Below are 15211 nucleotides of genomic sequence, written 5' to 3'. Positions count from 1 at the left end.
TATAGGCAAACGCCAATCAGCCCAGTGCCGTATCCAAGAACATCATCACAGCAAAGCCCCCCATCAGCCCTAGAGTCGCAGGTGTTTGATGACCGTTGCGATGGGTTTCCGGAATGATTTCATGGGAGACCACGAACAGCATCGCGCCTGCCGCCAAGCCCAGGCCGACGGGATAAGCGAGCGCATAGCTGCTGGACATGCCAACGCCGACCAACGCTCCCAGCGGCTCCATCAGCCCACTGGCAGCGGCGATCAGCGCCGCATGGAACGCCGACAGGCCAGTGCTGCGCAGCGCCAGCGCTACGGCAAGCCCTTCGGGAATGTCCTGGATGGCGATGGCGGTCGCCAGAGGAATCCCCACTGTCATGTCGTCGCCCGCGAAACCAACGCCAACGGCCATACCTTCCGGCAGGTTGTGCAGAGTGATGGCGAACACGAACAGCCATACCCGGTTAAGACGCTCGCTCTGCGGCCCAAGCCGCCCAGTGCTCTCGTGCTCATGCGGAGTGAAATGATCGAGGCCAAGCATCAGCAGAACGCCAAGGGTCAACCCCACCACCACTGTCGCGGCGCCGAGCATGCCGCTACCGGTGATGCTCTCGGCAGCCTCCAGGCCCGGAATAATCAGCGAGAAGGAGCTCGCGGCGAGCATCATGCCGGCAGCGAAACCCAACAGGCTGTCCTGGGTTTTCACGCTGATGGTGCCCAACGCCAAGGCAGCCATTGCCCCCAATGCCGTTGCGGCGAATCCCGCTCCACCACCATAGAGCGCATTGCGTATGCGCTCCGGGTGCCCCTCATCGAAGACATTGAACAGGCTGCTTATCAGTAGCAGCAACACTACCAGCAGCGCGACTCCCAGCCCGGCAGCAATCCAGGGCGAGGCTCGCGCCTGCGTTAGCCAGGCCTGCAGGAAACTGTTGTTCGACTGTGGAAGTGTTTGCATGGAACCTCTCATACGTCTAAAAAAACCTGAGCGAAGCCTTAAGGACGCGCTTATATAGCTGCGACACTCTAATGATTCTGCGCGTTTCACCTTAACTTTTGCGGAGCGATTATCAGCATGGCTCAACACAGTGCCATCATCATCTGGCTACGCGGCGAACAACCTTTTCTCGATAACCGTTACAGCCGAGCCCATCACTGGCAGTTCGACGGCGGCCTGGAAGTACCCGCTTCCTCCTCTCCCGATGTAGTGCCGCAGCCCATGTCCGATGCCAGCGCTGTCGACCCCGAGGAAGCCTTTGTCGCCTCGCTCTCGAGCTGCCATATGCTGTGGTTCCTGTCGCTGGCGGCGAAGCAGGGTTTTCAGGTCGATCGTTATAAAGATGAGGCCCAGGGCACTCTGGCACGCAATGAGCAAAGCCGTCTGGCCATGACCGATATAGTGCTGCGCCCACAGGTATTTTTCAGTGGTGCCAAACTGCCCGACGAAGCCGAGGTGCACGCGCTACATCACTCGGCGCACGATGCCTGTTTTCTGGCGAACTCGGTGCTCTGCCCAGTGCGCTGCGAACCGATCCTTTAATCACGAGTCGCCAACTCCATCAGGCCCTGTGATGAGCATACCGATCAGCACTCATCTTATCTGCAAGGTCTTGTTTTTCCGGGTTATTGCGAGCCGTTCTCGATAACAACCCTGCACTGGCAAGCAATTGATCCTGGCTCAGGAGACGCTTTTTCATTCCACCGACCGGCGCAGTTATGCATGCTTCCTGACTTAGCACTAAAAGTTCTTTTCATATATTAAAACTTCACTTTTGCGCATAAACCTGAACTGGTATCTTCCCTCGGCTCCGCCTGGAGTGCGCGGCCGTGCGCGCAGATTTGCTGTAACAGATCATCGAGAACGTTGCGAGCGTCGGCTAGCCAGGGACGAACTCAGTAAACGAGCGGTCAACCGTCTCGACGCTGACTTCCATACCGCACAGCTGCGCGCAGTAGCCTTTCACCGATCTGGCAAGCAGCCTGATAACAGGATTCTCCATGTACGTTTACGACCAGTACGACCAACAAATCGTCGAGGACCGCGTCAAGCAGTTCCGCGATCAAACCCGCCGGTATCTCAGTGGCGAACTGAGCGGTGAAGAATTCCGTCCGCTGCGCCTGCAGAACGGTCTGTACATTCAGCGTTTCGCGCCCATGCTGCGCATCGCCGTCCCTTACGGCCTGCTGTCGTCCGCTCAGGTTCGCAAACTGGCGCAGATCGCCCGCGATTACGACAAGGGCTATGCCCACATCAGCACCCGTCAGAACGTCCAGTTCAACTGGCCCGAGCTGGAAGACGTTCCGGAGATTCTCGCCGAATTGGCCACCGTGCAGATGCACGCGATCCAGACCAGCGGCAACTGCATCCGCAACACCACCACCGACCAGTTCGCAGGTGTCGCCAAGGACGAGCTAATCGATCCGCGCCCCTGGTGCGAGATCATCCGTCAGTGGTCGACCTTCCACCCGGAATTCAGCCATCTGCCGCGCAAGTTCAAGATTGCCGTCAACGGCGCGGTCGGCGACCGTGCCGCCATCGAGGTGCACGACATCGGCCTGGAAGCGGTGAACAACGACGACGGCGAACTGGGTTTCCGCGTATCGGTCGGTGGCGGCCTGGGCCGCACCCCGATCGTCGGCAGCTTCATCAATGAATTCCTGCCCTGGAAGCACCTGATCAGCTACCTCGACGCCATCCTGCGCGTGTACAACCGCTATGGCCGTCGTGACAACAAGTACAAGGCGCGCATCAAGATCCTGGTCAAGGCGCTGACCCCCGAGGTGTTCGCCGAACGTGTGAATGCCGAGTGGGCACACCTGAAAGACGGCCCGACCACCCTGACCGATGAAGAAGTGGCGCGCGTCGCCGCTCACTTCGTCGATCCGGCCTACAAGGCGCTGCAGGATCAGGACGCCCTCCTCGCCGGGCTCGACAACGAGCACCCAGGCTTCGCCCGCTGGCGCGAGCGTAATACCTTCGCCCACAAGAAACCGGGTTATGTCGCCGTAACGCTGTCGCTCAAGCCAACTGGCGTAGCGCCGGGTGACGTGACCGACAAGCAGCTCGACGCCATCGCCGAGCTGGCCGACCGCTACAGCTTCGGCGAGGTGCGCAACAGCCACAACCAGAACATCATCCTCGCCGATGTCGAGCAAGAGCAGTTGTTCACCCTGTGGGGCGAATTGCGCGAGCAGGGCTTCGCCACACCGAACGTGGGCCTGCTGACCGATATCATCTGCTGCCCGGGTGGCGACTTCTGCTCCCTGGCCAACGCCAAGTCGATTCCGGTCGCCGAAGCCATCCAGCGTCGCTTCGACAACCTCGACTACCTGTTCGACATCGGCAACATCGACCTCAATATCTCCGGTTGCATGAATGCCTGTGGCCACCACCACGTGGGCCACATCGGCATCCTCGGCGTGGACAAGAAAGGCCAGGAGTTCTACCAGGTGTCCCTTGGCGGCAGCTCGGGTCGTGACGCCAGCCTGGCCCAGATCCTCGGCCCATCCTTCGCTCAGGACGACATGCCGGACGTGATCGACAAGATCGTCAACGTCTACGTCGAACAACGCACCGAAGAAGAGAGTTTCCTCGACACCTTCCGCCGTATCGGTGTCGCCCCGTTCAAGGAGCGCGTATATGCAGCGAATCATTAAGAACGGCCAGATCGTCGACGAAAGCTGGCACCTGCTGCCGAAGGAAACCACCTTCGAAGAGCTGTCCAACTGCGACGACCTGATCGTCCCACTGGCGCTCTGGCTGGAGCATGGCAACGCGCTGAAAGCTCGCGATGGTGGCCTGGGCGTATGGCTGGATGCCGAGGAAGAGATCGAATCCATCGTCGATTCGCTGGACGACTTTCAGGTCATCGCCCTGAATTTCCCGGCCTTCACCGACGGTCGCCACTCCTCCTCCGCCTATCTGCTGCGCACCCGCTACGGCTTCAAGGGCGAGCTGCGCGCCATTGGCGACGTGTTGCGCGACCAGCTGTGGGCGCTCAAGCGCTGCGGTTTCGATGCCTTCGCCCTGCGCGAAGACAAGGATCCCGAAGACGCGCTGAAAGCCTTCGAGGAGTTCGCCGAGGTGTATCAGGCCTCCAGCGACCAGCCTGACCCCCTGTTCAGACGCCGCGCCTGAAAAGCAAAAGCCCCGCCAATTCAGAGCGTGTGAAAACCCGCTGATGTAGATATTGGCCCCCGGCAAACGCCCTGACATCGTTCGGGGCGTTTTCTTTTGTGCGATTCAGAAGGTCGCCACCGGGCTTTTCAGGCGAGCAGCTCGATCATCCGGCGCGCCCCCAGCACCTTGATGGCTCGCTTGAGGTTGTAAGCCTGCACCGCCAGTGACATTTCCGCACGCGCTCCACTGAAGTGACGCATCAGGAAGCGGCCGTTGCCCATTAGCCACTGTTTGAGATTGCCAAAGGGGTGTTCGACGATGCTGCGGCGCCTGCTCATCATCTCGGGATGTTCGCTCATGCGATGCGCCATGCGCTCAAAGGAGGCCTCGTGGGCGTGACGCGTCAACAGGCGCCTATTGGCCCGGGTGCATTGCGTCTTTAATGGACAATGGGTGCAGTCCTCGACCTGAGCCGCGTAGACTCGATCACCACGGTTGTACTGCTTGAGTGACAGCAGCTTACCGGCGGGGCATTGATAACAATCGCTTGACTCGTCGTAGCGGAAAGCACGGCGATCAAAACATTGCCCATCGCCCTGGCTGTTCACCGTGCGATTGGGCGGCACGAAAGCGGTGATGCCTGCGTCTTCGCAGGCCTGAAACTGAGCACCGTTGGAGTAACCGGCGTCAGCGGTAACTGCCAGTTCATCCTGCTGCAACACCGCTTTGGCGGCCTTGGCCATCGGCTCGAGCTGCTGCTGATCCGAGCCCGCGTGAGTCACCTCATGGTGCAAAATCAACGCGTGCTCGGCATCCACGGCGGTTTGCACGTTGTAGGCTACACAAGCCTTCTGGGTCGGATGGTGCATGAGCTTGGCATCCGCCTCGCCCACCACGAACTGCTCCAGCCCCTGAGCCTCCATCAACGCCTGGGCGCTCAGGTTGTTCGCGTGCCGATCTTGTAGTTGCTGCAACGCATACTTGACCGCCGTACGATCAACCGGTGCCTGGCTCTCTTGTGCATCGTTACTGTCGAGCTCGGCCAGGTAGCGGGCGATATGTTGCTCCAGGCGCTGCTGCTGTTCCTTGAGCCTTTTGAGGCTGATCTGCTTGCGTGCCGAGGCCACGGCCTGAAACTTGCTGCCATCGATGGCGACCAGGTTTCCGGTGATCAACCCAACCTGGCGGCAGAACTGCACGAAAGCCCGGCAAGTCGCCTGGAACGCTGCACCGTTGTCCTTGCGAAAATCGGCGATGGTCTTGAAGTCCGGCGCCAGCCGGCACAGCAGCCACATCACTTCAACATTGCGCTGACACTCAGCCTCCAGACGGCGCGATGAACGAATACGCTGAAAATAACCATACAGGTAAAGCTTGAGCAGATCGGCCGGGTCATAGCCAGGACGTCCAGTGCGATGGGCCTTGGCTTTGCTAAAGCCCAACGCCTGAAGATCCAGCCTCGCCACATAGGCTTCGATCACCCGAACCAGATGATCCTCTGAGATCAGCTCCTCCAGCGTGACCGGAAACAGGCTGCTTTGCTCGCGACCTTCGCCCTGGATATAGCCCATAAACGACAATGCCCCTATCAACCGATAGAGGCATTGTCTTCAACTCGCCTTCAGACTGCTAGGTTTTCACACAGTCTGAATTGGCGGGGCTTTTTCATGCAGCTCACTCAGGGCCACGCAGACGTTAATCCAGCCTGACCAACACCCGCCCGACCTGCCCACCCTGCAGAATTCGAGTGATCGCCTCGGGCAACTCTGCCAGGCCAACCTCGGTTACCAGATCATCGAGATTCGGTAATTTCCATTGCAGCGACAGCTTGTCCCACATCGACGCCTTGACCACCAGCGGCAGCTCGACCGAATCGACACCCAGCAGATTCACGCCCCGCAGGATGAACGGAAGCACGCTGGCCTGGAACTCGACGCCAGCAGTCAACCCACAGCAGGCGACGCTACCGCCATATCGGGTGGACTTGAGCACGTTGAAGAGAATCTCACCGCCGACCGTATCCACCGCAGCAGCCCATTGTTCCCTGAGCAAGGGCCGCTCGGAACCGCTCTGCAACTCGAGACGTGGAACGATCTGTCTGGCGCCCAAGCGGGTCAGCAGATCGGCCTGTTTCGCCTTGCCGGTCGCGGCAGCCACCTGGTAACCCAGGGAGCTCAGCAACATCACGGCGATGCTGCCAACGCCGCCTGTCGCACCGGTCACCAGCACCGGGCCATCATCCGGAGAAAGCCCGACGCGCTCCAGCTTGTCGACACACAACGCAGCGGTCAGACCCGCCGTACCGAGAATCATCGCTTCGCGCAGCGACAGCCCCTGAGGCCGCTTGATCGCCCACCCCGCCGGAATGCGGATGTACTGACCGAAACCGCCGGCGGTGTTCATGCCCAGGTCGTAACCCGTGACGATCACCTCATCCCCCTCGCTGAACTCGGCAGCACTGGAATGCTCGACCACGCCGGCTGCATCGATGCCAGGCGTATGCGGGTAATGACGGCTGACACCGCGCTGGCCACTGGCCGATAGCGCATCCTTGAAGTTGAGAGAAGAGTACTGAACGCGGATCAGCAGCTCGCCCGCGGGCAAATCGGCAATATTGCGCTCGACCACCTGCTGTTCAAAGGTGCCACCTGCGTCAGGCGCTGCCTGCAGAGCGAAAAAACTCGTCATCCAAACCTCCTTCATCCGCCGCGGCGGAAGGTGCGGGTTACCAGAAACGCTGCTGACCGAGACGGCTCAGCCAGGTCAGGGCAAAGCGATCCAGCGCCACACTGGCAGCCAGACCGACACGTTCCTGCAGGGATTTCTTCTGCACGAAGTGCAACTGGAACAGATCGGCCTCACGGGCACGCTCGGCCAGGTATTCATCGCTGGTCTTCAGTTCATCGACCAGCTGTTTCTCCAGCGCCGCCATGCCCAGCCACACCTCGCCAGTGGCGATCTCGTCTATCTCCAGTTGCGGGCGATAACGGGCAACGAAGTTCTTGAACAACTCGTGGGTGGTTTCCAGGTCTTCCTGGAATTTTTCCCGCCCCTTCTCGGTGTTCTCGCCGAAAATCGTCAGGGTACGCTTGTACTCACCGGCGGTCAGTACCTCGAAATCGATATCGTGCTTCTTCAGCAGACGATTGACGTTGGGCAGTTGGGCCACCACGCCGATCGAACCGAGGATGGCGAACGGCGCGGAAATGATCTTCTCGCCGATGCAGGCCATCATGTAGCCGCCGCTGGCCGCGACCTTGTCGATGCACACCGTCAGCGGCACACCGGCCTGGCGGATGCGCGCCAGCTGCGAGGAGGCCAGCCCGTAGCTGTGCACCATGCCGCCACCACTTTCCAGGCGCAGCACCACTTCATCCTGAGGTGTGGCCAGGCTCAGCAGCGCAGTGATCTCATGACGCAGACCATCGGTAGCCGAAGCCTTGATGTCACCGTCGAAGTCCAGCACATAGACCCGGGACTTCTGTTGCGGCTTCTTCTTCGCCTGCTTGGCCGACTTGGCTTCCTCTTTGCTCAACGCCTTGAGTTGATCCTTGTCCAGAATCGACTGCTCGAGGCGCTGACGCAGCGCCTTGTAGAAATCGTTGAGTTTGGTCACCTGCAATTGGCCACCGCTGCGGCGGCCACGGCTGCGTATGGCAACAAGCGCAACCAGAACGACGATGATGGCCACCACCAGGGTTACCGTCTTGGCCAGAAACCCTGCGTAATCAGCAAGAAACTCCACACATTTCCCCTATTTCCAATCGATGGCCTCCCGTAGAGGCCTTGCGTTGCCCAAGCATACCGGCGGCGCCTGACCACGGCCAGATAGGTTCACGGCTTTCGACGGGCGCGTCCTGACGAATTCAAACAAACGTATGATTTTTCGTTGACAGCCTCAGGCCAACCCTCCTACCCTCGCCAAACATTCAAGGTTCCAGGGTTGCAGCGGACGTGGGCAGCATCTACCTGATTCGACATGGCCAGGCTTCGTTCGGTGCAGAGGATTACGACGTTCTCTCGCCCTTGGGCGAACGCCAGTCCAGACTGCTCGGCAGTCACCTGGCGCAAACCGGCCTACATCTCGATCGCGCCATCAGCGGCAGCCTGCTCAGGCAATCCCATACCGGCCGCCTGGTACTGGAGCAACTGGACGAAGCCCCCGCGCTGGAAGCCGATCCTGCATTCGACGAGTTCGATGCCGAAGGGGTCATCCGCACCCTGCTCCCGGCCCTGCAGGCCCATGAACCGAAAGCCGTCGAAATCATGCGTAACGCGGCGCACAACCGTGCCGAATTCCAGCGCTTGTTCGTGCGCCTGCTGGAGACCTGGGTCGGTGGCGACTACGACGCCCCGGCACTGCAGAGCTGGCAGGCTTTTCTCGACCAGGTGGGCGGTGGCCTGGAGCGCCTGCTCGCTCGGGCAACGTCCAGAGAGCAGATCGCCGTGTTCACCTCCGGCGGCACCATCACGGCTTTGCTGCACCTGCTGACCGGCATGCCGGTCGCCAGCGCCTTTGCAATGAACTGGCAAATCGCCAACACCTCGCTAAGCTGCCTGAAGTTTCAGGGCGAGCGGGTGACCCTGGCTTCGTTCAACAGTCACGCCCATCTGCAGCTGTTGAATACGCCGTCGCTCATCACTTATCGCTGAGCCTCGGCAAACGGTACCCGTGAGGGTGCAGAACAACCTGAAAACAAAGGAAACCACCATGAGCGTCGCAGACATCGTCCAAACCATGCAGGCCAAGTTCAACCCCAGCGCCGCCGAGGGCCTGGATCTGGTCTTCCAGTTCAACATCGAAGATGCCGACAACCACTATCTGATCGTCAAGGACGGCACCTGTGACGTCAAACAGGGCGACAGCCCGGATGCCAACGTCACGCTGATCATGGACAAGGAAACCTTCAAAGGCATCACCACCGGTGAAACCGATGGCATGCAGGCGTTCATGGCCGGCAAGCTGCGCGCCGAAGGCGACATGATGCTGGCGCTCAAGCTGAGCGAACTGTTCCCGGTCTGAGAACGACGCGGACGGATTCAACAGCCAAAACCGGAGTCTTGCGATTCCGGTTTTTTTTCGCCTGCCGACGGCGTATCAGCGGCCTTGATCCGCCACCAACAACGATGTCGATAAGCGGACGATCTGCTTGTAGCCCAGGGCCGGGCTGATTAGATTGGCCAGATCATCACCGCCAACGACAACTAAAAAGGGATAGGGATGACACTTACCGACCGATCCAGCGCCATTCGCCAGGGCGAGGAGCTCGACGCCCGCGCCATCGATGCCTATCTCAAGGCCCATATCGCCGGCTTGAGCGGCGAACCGCAGATCAGCCAGTTTCCCGGCGGGGCCTCGAACCTCACCTATCTGCTGCGCTATGCCGATCAGGAGCTGGTGCTGCGTCGCCCGCCGTTTGGCAGCAAGGCGAAATCCGCCCATGACATGGGCCGCGAATTCCGCATCCTCAACAAGCTGAGGGACGTATTCCCCTATTGTCCGCAAGCCTTCGTGCATTGCACCGACCCGTCGGTAATCGGCGCCGAGTTCTACGTCATGGAACGGGTCGAGGGCATCATCCTGCGCGCCGATCTGCCCGCCGAACTGAAGCTTACGTCCGCGCAGACGACTACCCTGTGCAAGAGTTTCATCGACCGGCTGGTAGAGCTGCACCAGGTCGATTACGACAGCTGTGGCCTCGCTGACCTTGGCAAACCGGAGGGCTACGTCGCGCGTCAGATCAGCGGTTGGAGCGAGCGCTACGATAACGCCCGCACGCCGGATGCACCGCTCTGGCAGGAAGTCAGAACCTGGTTGCGGGAGAAGATGCCGGCCGACCACCCGCGCCGGGCAATCGTGCACAACGACTACCGCTTCGACAATGTGATCCTCGATCCGGGCGACCCCATGCGCATCATCGGCGTGCTCGATTGGGAGCTCACCACGCTTGGCGATCCGCTGATGGATCTGGGCAACACGCTGGCCTACTGGATCGAGGCAGGCGATCCACCTGCAGTGCAGATGATGCGCCGCCAACCGAGCAATGCCCCCGGCATGCTGACCCGCCAGGCCTTCGTCGATTACTACGCCGAGCGGGCTGGAATCGAGATCCAGTGCTTCGACTTCTATTACCTCTACGGCCTGTTCCGCCTCGCCGGAATCGTCCAGCAGATCTATTACCGCTACTACCACGGTCAGACCGCCGACAAACGCTTCGCCTCCTTCGTGCAGATGAACGCATTGCTGGAACAGATGGCCTTGGGGGTCATCGCTCGCTCGTCACTTTGACGCCACCCATTCCAAGAGGCTCATGCCATGTCCAAGACCCAGTTGTTCGACCTCGATGGCAAGATTGCCTTCGTTTCCGGTGCCAGCCGCGGGATCGGTGAAGCAATCGCTCATCTGCTGGCCCAGCAAGGCGCCCAGGTGATCGTCGCCAGCCGCAAGCTGGACGGTTGCCAGGCCGTGGCAGACGCCATCAATGCCAAAGGCGGCAAGGCCGTAGCGATGGCCTGCCATATCGGTGAGATGGAGCAGATCCAGGCGGTATTCGCCCAGATTCGCGAGCGCTTCGGTCGCCTCGACATTCTGGTCAATAACGCTGCCACCAACCCGCAGTTCTGCAACGTGCTGGATACCGACCTCGGTGCCTTCCAGAAAACCGTCGACGTGAATATCCGCGGCTACTACTTCATGTCCATCGAGGGCGGCAAACTGATGAAGGAAAGTGGCGGCGGCAGCATCATCAACGTGGCGTCGATCAATGGCGTATCGCCTGGCGAGTTCCAGGGCATCTACTCGGTCACCAAGGCCGCGGTGATCAGCATGACCAAAGTGTTCGCCAAGGAATGCGCGCAGTTCGGCATCCGCTGCAATGCCCTGCTCCCGGGCCTCACCGATACCCGCTTCGCGTCGGCACTGACCAAGAACGAGGCGATCCTCAACTTCGCCCTGCAACGCATTCCGCTCAAGCGGGTGGCTGACCCAAGCGAAATGGCAGGCGCGGTGCTGTATCTGGCCAGCGATGCGTCAAGCTACACCACCGGCGTATCGCTGAATGTCGACGGCGGCTTCCTGTCCTGAGAACGGCGTGTGAGGCTCAGCGCCTCACTGCCAATCCTGCAGCGCCTTGTGAGCGGCCTGGTTCATCGGCTGGGCCAGCAAGCCGGTGGGCGTCAGGCTGATGTTGAACACCGCTTCGTCAGCCATCGGTAGATAAGTCACTCGACGGGCCTGGGCGTCGAACATGAACAGATCGCGCTGACTCAGGCGCAGCCAGCGCCACAGATCGACGCCATACAGGCTCTGGGTCAGCTCCACCTGGGTGTAACGGGCCTGGGCTTGCTGCTCGATGGCCAGGAAGCGGCTATTGAGCCTTTCCAGGCGATAGCCCGGCTGCAGGCCGATCAGCTCCGCCAGTCCCTTCCATTGCAACAGACGTACATCCAGCTGCCACAGATCGCCCTCCAGGGTGACGCTGCGTTCGGCGCCGTCCTCGCGGATATCGACTTGGTAGAGGTTGCCTGTGCGATGGAAACTCAGGATCAGCAGTGGCTTGTCGGCAGGCCATGGCTCGTAACGGCTGAGGTCATAGGCCAGCAACCCGACCAACACGGCCACGCCAAGAAAAACCAGGCCACAGGTGCCACGCAGCCAGGCCAGAAACCAGCGGCCGCCGAACAGGATACGTAACGCGACGAAGACCACCAGCAACGCCAGCAGAGCCGTCACCCAGGCGAGACCGTTGTACTGCATGGAATCAATTCCTTGTGCATGAAAATGTCGGCATTATGCGCAGCGCTTTCCTCTGCGAATAGCGCCGACACCGCACAATCGGATACAGGTCGCCTTTTATGTCTTTCCCCTTCGAAATGGCCGTCGACCCCACGACGCTGCTACTGCTCGCCCTGGTCGCCTTCATCGCCGGCTTCATCGACGCCATCGCCGGGGGCGGCGGCCTGCTGACCATTCCTGCCCTGCTCACCACCGGCCTGCCACCGCACCTGGTACTGGGCACCAGCAAACTCTGCGCTACGTTCGGCTCCGGCACCGCGGGATACGCCTTCTATCGGCGCAAGCTGTTCGCCCCGGCCAAGTGGCGCAACGCAATGATCGGCACCGCCATTGGTGCCATTACCGGGGCCGTACTGGTGCACTGGATGCCTGCCGAATGGCTCAACCAGATGCTGCCGGTGGTGGTCTTCGCTTGCGGTCTCTATCTGCTGTTCGGAAAAACGCCCAGCGCACCGCTGGATGCCGATTTGCCTATCGCCAGGAAGCGTCAGTGGCCGCAAAGCCTCAGTCTGGGGTTTTACGATGGCGTGGCGGGCCCCGGAACCGGCGCATTCTGGACGGTCAGCACGCTGCTGCTGTACCCGCTGGATCTGGTTCGCGCGAGTGGCGTGGCACGCTCGATGAACTTCATCAGTAATGCCTGCGCGCTGGCGGTGTTTATCGCGGCCGGCCAGGTGGCCTGGGTACTGGGGCTGTGCATGGGCTTTTCGCTGATGGGCGGCGCCTTCCTTGGCGCGCGCACGGCGATTGGCGGTGGCTCGAAGTTCATCCGCCCGGTGTTCATCCTGGTGGTCTTGGGGCTGACTACGCGGCTAGTCTGGCAGCACTGGTTCACTGGCGCCTAAGCGGCGCGCCACATAGAGATCGATCAGGTAACGGGCGATGGATCGAGACGCGGGCAGAGGCGGCAACTCGTGTATGGAGAACCAGCGCGCGTCTTCGATCTCCTCTTCCTGCCTGACGATCTCACCACCGGCATAGCGGGCATGGAAGCCCAGCATCAGAGAGTGCGGAAACGGCCAGTTCTGGCTGCCCTGGTACTCGATGTCGCAAACCTCCACGCCCACTTCTTCGCGCACTTCCCGCGCGACGCACTGCTCCACCGACTCGCCGGGCTCGACGAAGCCGGCCAGGGTGCTGTAGACACCGGTGACGAAGCGCGGTGAGCGGGCCAGGAGAACCTCGTCGCCACGGGTGACCAACACGATCATGCTCGGCGACAAACGCGGGTATTGGCGCAGATTACAGCGCGGGCAATGCATCGCGCGCTCGCCAGCGACCGCTTCCATCGCAGTGGCACAGCCACCGCAGAAACGGTTGTCACTGGCCCAGGTGCCGATCTGTGCTGCATAGCCAAGCATCTGGAACAGCTCGGCATCACCTTCCAGCATGACCTGGCGCAGGCCCTGCCAACTGCATCCCGGCAGCTCGGCCTTGTGCTCCAGTTCCAGAAGATAGAGCGGCTCGCCACGGAATTGCCCCAGGCCATGCTCGGCAATCACCGGCAGCCCCTGATTCTTCAACCAGTCTCGGGGAAACAGCAGGCCATTGGCATCGGCCAGAAAATGCTGGCGGTGGTGAGCCAGCACCAGGCCGCCAGGCTGCCGACTATCGAGCAGCTCGGGCAACCAGCGTTGGGGCATCAGGCCGCCACCTCTAGGCCCAGGGCGCGCACGCTCTCGGCGGCCAGATCCAGCACGCTCGGCTGTGCCAGCTCGGTATCGGCCTCCAGGTAATATTCAAGGCTGCTCAGTGCATCGGCGAGCACTTCCAGGCGGGCCTCGGCAGGCATCTGCTCGGCATCGAGCATCTGCGTCTGGATATAGTCAGCACAGGCGCCGACCAACGCCGCCGCACGCTCCTGGCCGAGAAACCACAGGCCGCCACGCACCGCCTGCAGGCTGAATGGCACGTTGGACAGGTGCATGCGATCGCCAGCCGCTTCGAGGTAAGCGGTGATCGCACGCTTGGCCAGGGCCAGGCCGGCTCGTGCTTCGTCCAGCACCACGACTCGCGCTTCGAAGAGCTGATGCTGAGCGAAGGTGCAAGTCTCCGGCTCCGGGCGTGGCGTGGTCACTCGTTCGCCACGCTCGAGCGTCGCGACCATGCCTTCGACATAGAGCACGGCATCCGCCAGGGTGATCAACTCATCTGGCTCGGCCGCAGCGCCCTTGCACCAGCCGGCGACAGTGGGCAACTGGTTGGCCAGGGAGTTGCCGGCAGAGCTCAGGCCGACCATGGCCAGCGTCTTGCTCAGCTTGCCCAGCAGAGCATGCAGGCTGGTCAATCCATCCTCCTGCAAGGTGCCGCGTTCGATCAGATCGAGCAGATCCTTGACGCTGGCCAACTCCTCGCGAATGGCCGAGCTCAGCGAACGCATCACGGCCTTGCCGGGCCCGGAGAGACGCTGATACTCCTCTTCCAGCAGGTGATCGGTGAACGGCAGCGCGTTGATACCGAACAACTCGCGTACCTCACCAGCCAGCGCCCCTCGGCCACCGGATAGTGCCACCAGATACAACAATTCCTTGAGCAGGCTGCGTGGCGGCTCGTACGCGCCATTGACGAGCATCTGTCGCAATTCCCGGTCGATCCGCGAGAACAGTTGCTTGCGCGATTTACGCGGCAATAGCTGGCCATCGTTCTGCGCCTCGAGGGCCGCCGCACTCAGCCAGCACAGACGACCACGCGGCTCGTTGGCGAACAGCCCGTCAAGACGCTTCATCGCCCGCCCCATCAGCTTCATGCTGGCTGCGGGATTCTGTTCGCGAATGAAGCCAAGCAGCCCCACCTGGTACATCTGTCGCAGGCGGCGACCTTCATTTTCCTTGGCGGCTGCGTCCAGAGCCGGCGGGATCATGCGCGGCCTGGTCTGATCGAGTCGTACGCTGAAGAAGAAACTTTCCGGCAATGGCGGCTGCTTGCAGGCCTGGCGCAGATCATTGATCGCCGGCAGCAGCAGTTCGGGCATTTCCTGGCGATGCACGTCCAGGCTTTCGAGGTAACGGCGCAGCACGTGCAGAGCATTGCTCAGCGCCGCCAACTGGATGTCACGCTCCGAACCCACGCCTGCGGGAATATCGGTGGCCTGATCGAGCACTTCCTGGGCGAGCAACTCGGCACCGGTGAGTTCAATCAGGTTGAGCGTGCCGCGCACCTGTTGAAGATTGTCCACGGCTTGCTGCAGCAAGCCGCCATTATTGCGCTCGACGATAAACTGCTCGAGGCTCGCTTCGGCCTCTTCGATCGTGGCGAACAGTTCGTCGCGAACCAGCCCCAGTGACGATGCTCCAGAAACCATTCGCTAT

Annotated in this window: 15 protein-coding genes; 8 read left to right on the top strand and 7 right to left on the bottom strand. The window is 61.0% G+C overall.

The window, feature by feature from the left end:
* Positions 1–16: 16 nt before the first annotated feature.
* On the bottom strand, positions 17–946 hold the full coding sequence (locus tag DNK10_RS17200) for a ZIP family metal transporter (protein ID WP_131181708.1): 930 nt from the start codon (positions 944–946) through the stop codon (positions 17–19).
* A 117-nt stretch (positions 947–1063) separates the two neighbouring features.
* On the opposite strand from DNK10_RS17200, the gene DNK10_RS17195 reads away from it, so the two are divergent.
* The 3 genes from DNK10_RS17195 (at position 1064) to DNK10_RS17185 (ending at position 4126) form a co-directional block, all read left to right on the top strand.
* Entirely contained in the window at positions 1064–1528 is a 465-nt protein-coding gene (locus DNK10_RS17195) for an OsmC family protein (RefSeq protein ID WP_131192393.1), read from the top strand.
* 458 nt (positions 1529–1986) lie between these two features.
* On the top strand, positions 1987–3645 hold the full coding sequence (locus tag DNK10_RS17190; RefSeq protein WP_131192392.1) for a nitrite/sulfite reductase: 1659 nt from the start codon (positions 1987–1989) through the stop codon (positions 3643–3645).
* Complete coding sequence (locus tag DNK10_RS17185; protein ID WP_131192391.1) at positions 3629–4126, top strand: DUF934 domain-containing protein; 498 nt, start codon at positions 3629–3631, stop codon at positions 4124–4126. Before DNK10_RS17190 ends, DNK10_RS17185 begins: the two co-directional genes overlap by 17 nt.
* A gap of 128 nt (positions 4127–4254) precedes the next feature.
* Here the strand turns inward: DNK10_RS17185 and DNK10_RS17180 are convergent, their stop codons facing one another.
* From DNK10_RS17180 to sohB, 3 genes are all read right to left on the bottom strand, one after another.
* The gene (locus DNK10_RS17180) at positions 4255–5679 is read right to left on the bottom strand and encodes an IS1182 family transposase (protein ID WP_131192390.1); all 1425 of its coding nucleotides are present in this window, start codon (positions 5677–5679) and stop codon (positions 4255–4257) included.
* Between the two features lie 124 nt (positions 5680–5803).
* Positions 5804–6796 (bottom strand): YhdH/YhfP family quinone oxidoreductase, encoded by a 993-nt coding sequence (locus DNK10_RS17175; protein WP_131192389.1) that lies wholly within the window; start codon positions 6794–6796, stop codon positions 5804–5806.
* A 37-nt stretch (positions 6797–6833) separates the two neighbouring features.
* Complete coding sequence (gene sohB, locus DNK10_RS17170; RefSeq protein ID WP_131181713.1) at positions 6834–7853, bottom strand: protease SohB; 1020 nt, start codon at positions 7851–7853, stop codon at positions 6834–6836.
* 209 nt (positions 7854–8062) lie between these two features.
* Here sohB and DNK10_RS17165 point away from each other — a divergent pair, with 209 nt between their 5' ends.
* From DNK10_RS17165 to DNK10_RS17150, 4 genes are all read left to right on the top strand, one after another.
* On the top strand, positions 8063–8761 hold the full coding sequence (locus tag DNK10_RS17165) for a histidine phosphatase family protein (RefSeq protein ID WP_131192388.1): 699 nt from the start codon (positions 8063–8065) through the stop codon (positions 8759–8761).
* A 58-nt stretch (positions 8762–8819) separates the two neighbouring features.
* Complete coding sequence (locus DNK10_RS17160; RefSeq protein ID WP_042552596.1) at positions 8820–9131, top strand: SCP2 sterol-binding domain-containing protein; 312 nt, start codon at positions 8820–8822, stop codon at positions 9129–9131.
* A 198-nt stretch (positions 9132–9329) separates the two neighbouring features.
* The gene (locus DNK10_RS17155) at positions 9330–10397 is read left to right on the top strand and encodes a phosphotransferase family protein (RefSeq protein ID WP_131192387.1); all 1068 of its coding nucleotides are present in this window, start codon (positions 9330–9332) and stop codon (positions 10395–10397) included.
* Between the two features lie 27 nt (positions 10398–10424).
* The gene (locus DNK10_RS17150; protein ID WP_131181716.1) at positions 10425–11192 is read left to right on the top strand and encodes an SDR family oxidoreductase; all 768 of its coding nucleotides are present in this window, start codon (positions 10425–10427) and stop codon (positions 11190–11192) included.
* 24 nt (positions 11193–11216) lie between these two features.
* Here the strand turns inward: DNK10_RS17150 and DNK10_RS17145 are convergent, their stop codons facing one another.
* Positions 11217–11864 (bottom strand): hypothetical protein, encoded by a 648-nt coding sequence (locus DNK10_RS17145; protein ID WP_131192386.1) that lies wholly within the window; start codon positions 11862–11864, stop codon positions 11217–11219.
* 98 nt (positions 11865–11962) lie between these two features.
* On the opposite strand from DNK10_RS17145, the gene DNK10_RS17140 reads away from it, so the two are divergent.
* Positions 11963–12748 carry a TSUP family transporter gene (locus DNK10_RS17140; RefSeq protein WP_131181718.1) on the top strand — a complete coding sequence of 262 codons (786 nt, stop codon included), beginning with the start codon at positions 11963–11965 and terminating at the stop codon, positions 12746–12748.
* On the opposite strand, the gene nudC is transcribed toward DNK10_RS17140, so the two are convergent.
* Together nudC and DNK10_RS17130 are read right to left on the bottom strand one after the other, a co-directional pair.
* Positions 12716–13546, bottom strand: a complete 831-nt coding sequence (gene nudC / locus DNK10_RS17135) for an NAD(+) diphosphatase (protein ID WP_131192385.1) — start codon at positions 13544–13546, stop codon at positions 12716–12718. The genes DNK10_RS17140 and nudC overlap by 33 nt on opposite strands.
* On the bottom strand, positions 13546–15204 hold the full coding sequence (locus tag DNK10_RS17130) for a FimL-related protein (RefSeq protein WP_131192384.1): 1659 nt from the start codon (positions 15202–15204) through the stop codon (positions 13546–13548). Before DNK10_RS17130 ends, nudC begins: the two co-directional genes overlap by 1 nt.
* Positions 15205–15211: the final 7 nt, after the last annotated feature.

Origin of the sequence: Phytopseudomonas daroniae (assembly GCF_004327275.1) — a bacterium.
GTDB lineage: Bacteria > Pseudomonadota > Gammaproteobacteria > Pseudomonadales > Pseudomonadaceae > Aquipseudomonas > Aquipseudomonas daroniae.
The sequence above is the reverse complement of the archived record's forward strand: the minus strand, read 5'-3'. Positions and strand labels throughout refer to the sequence as shown.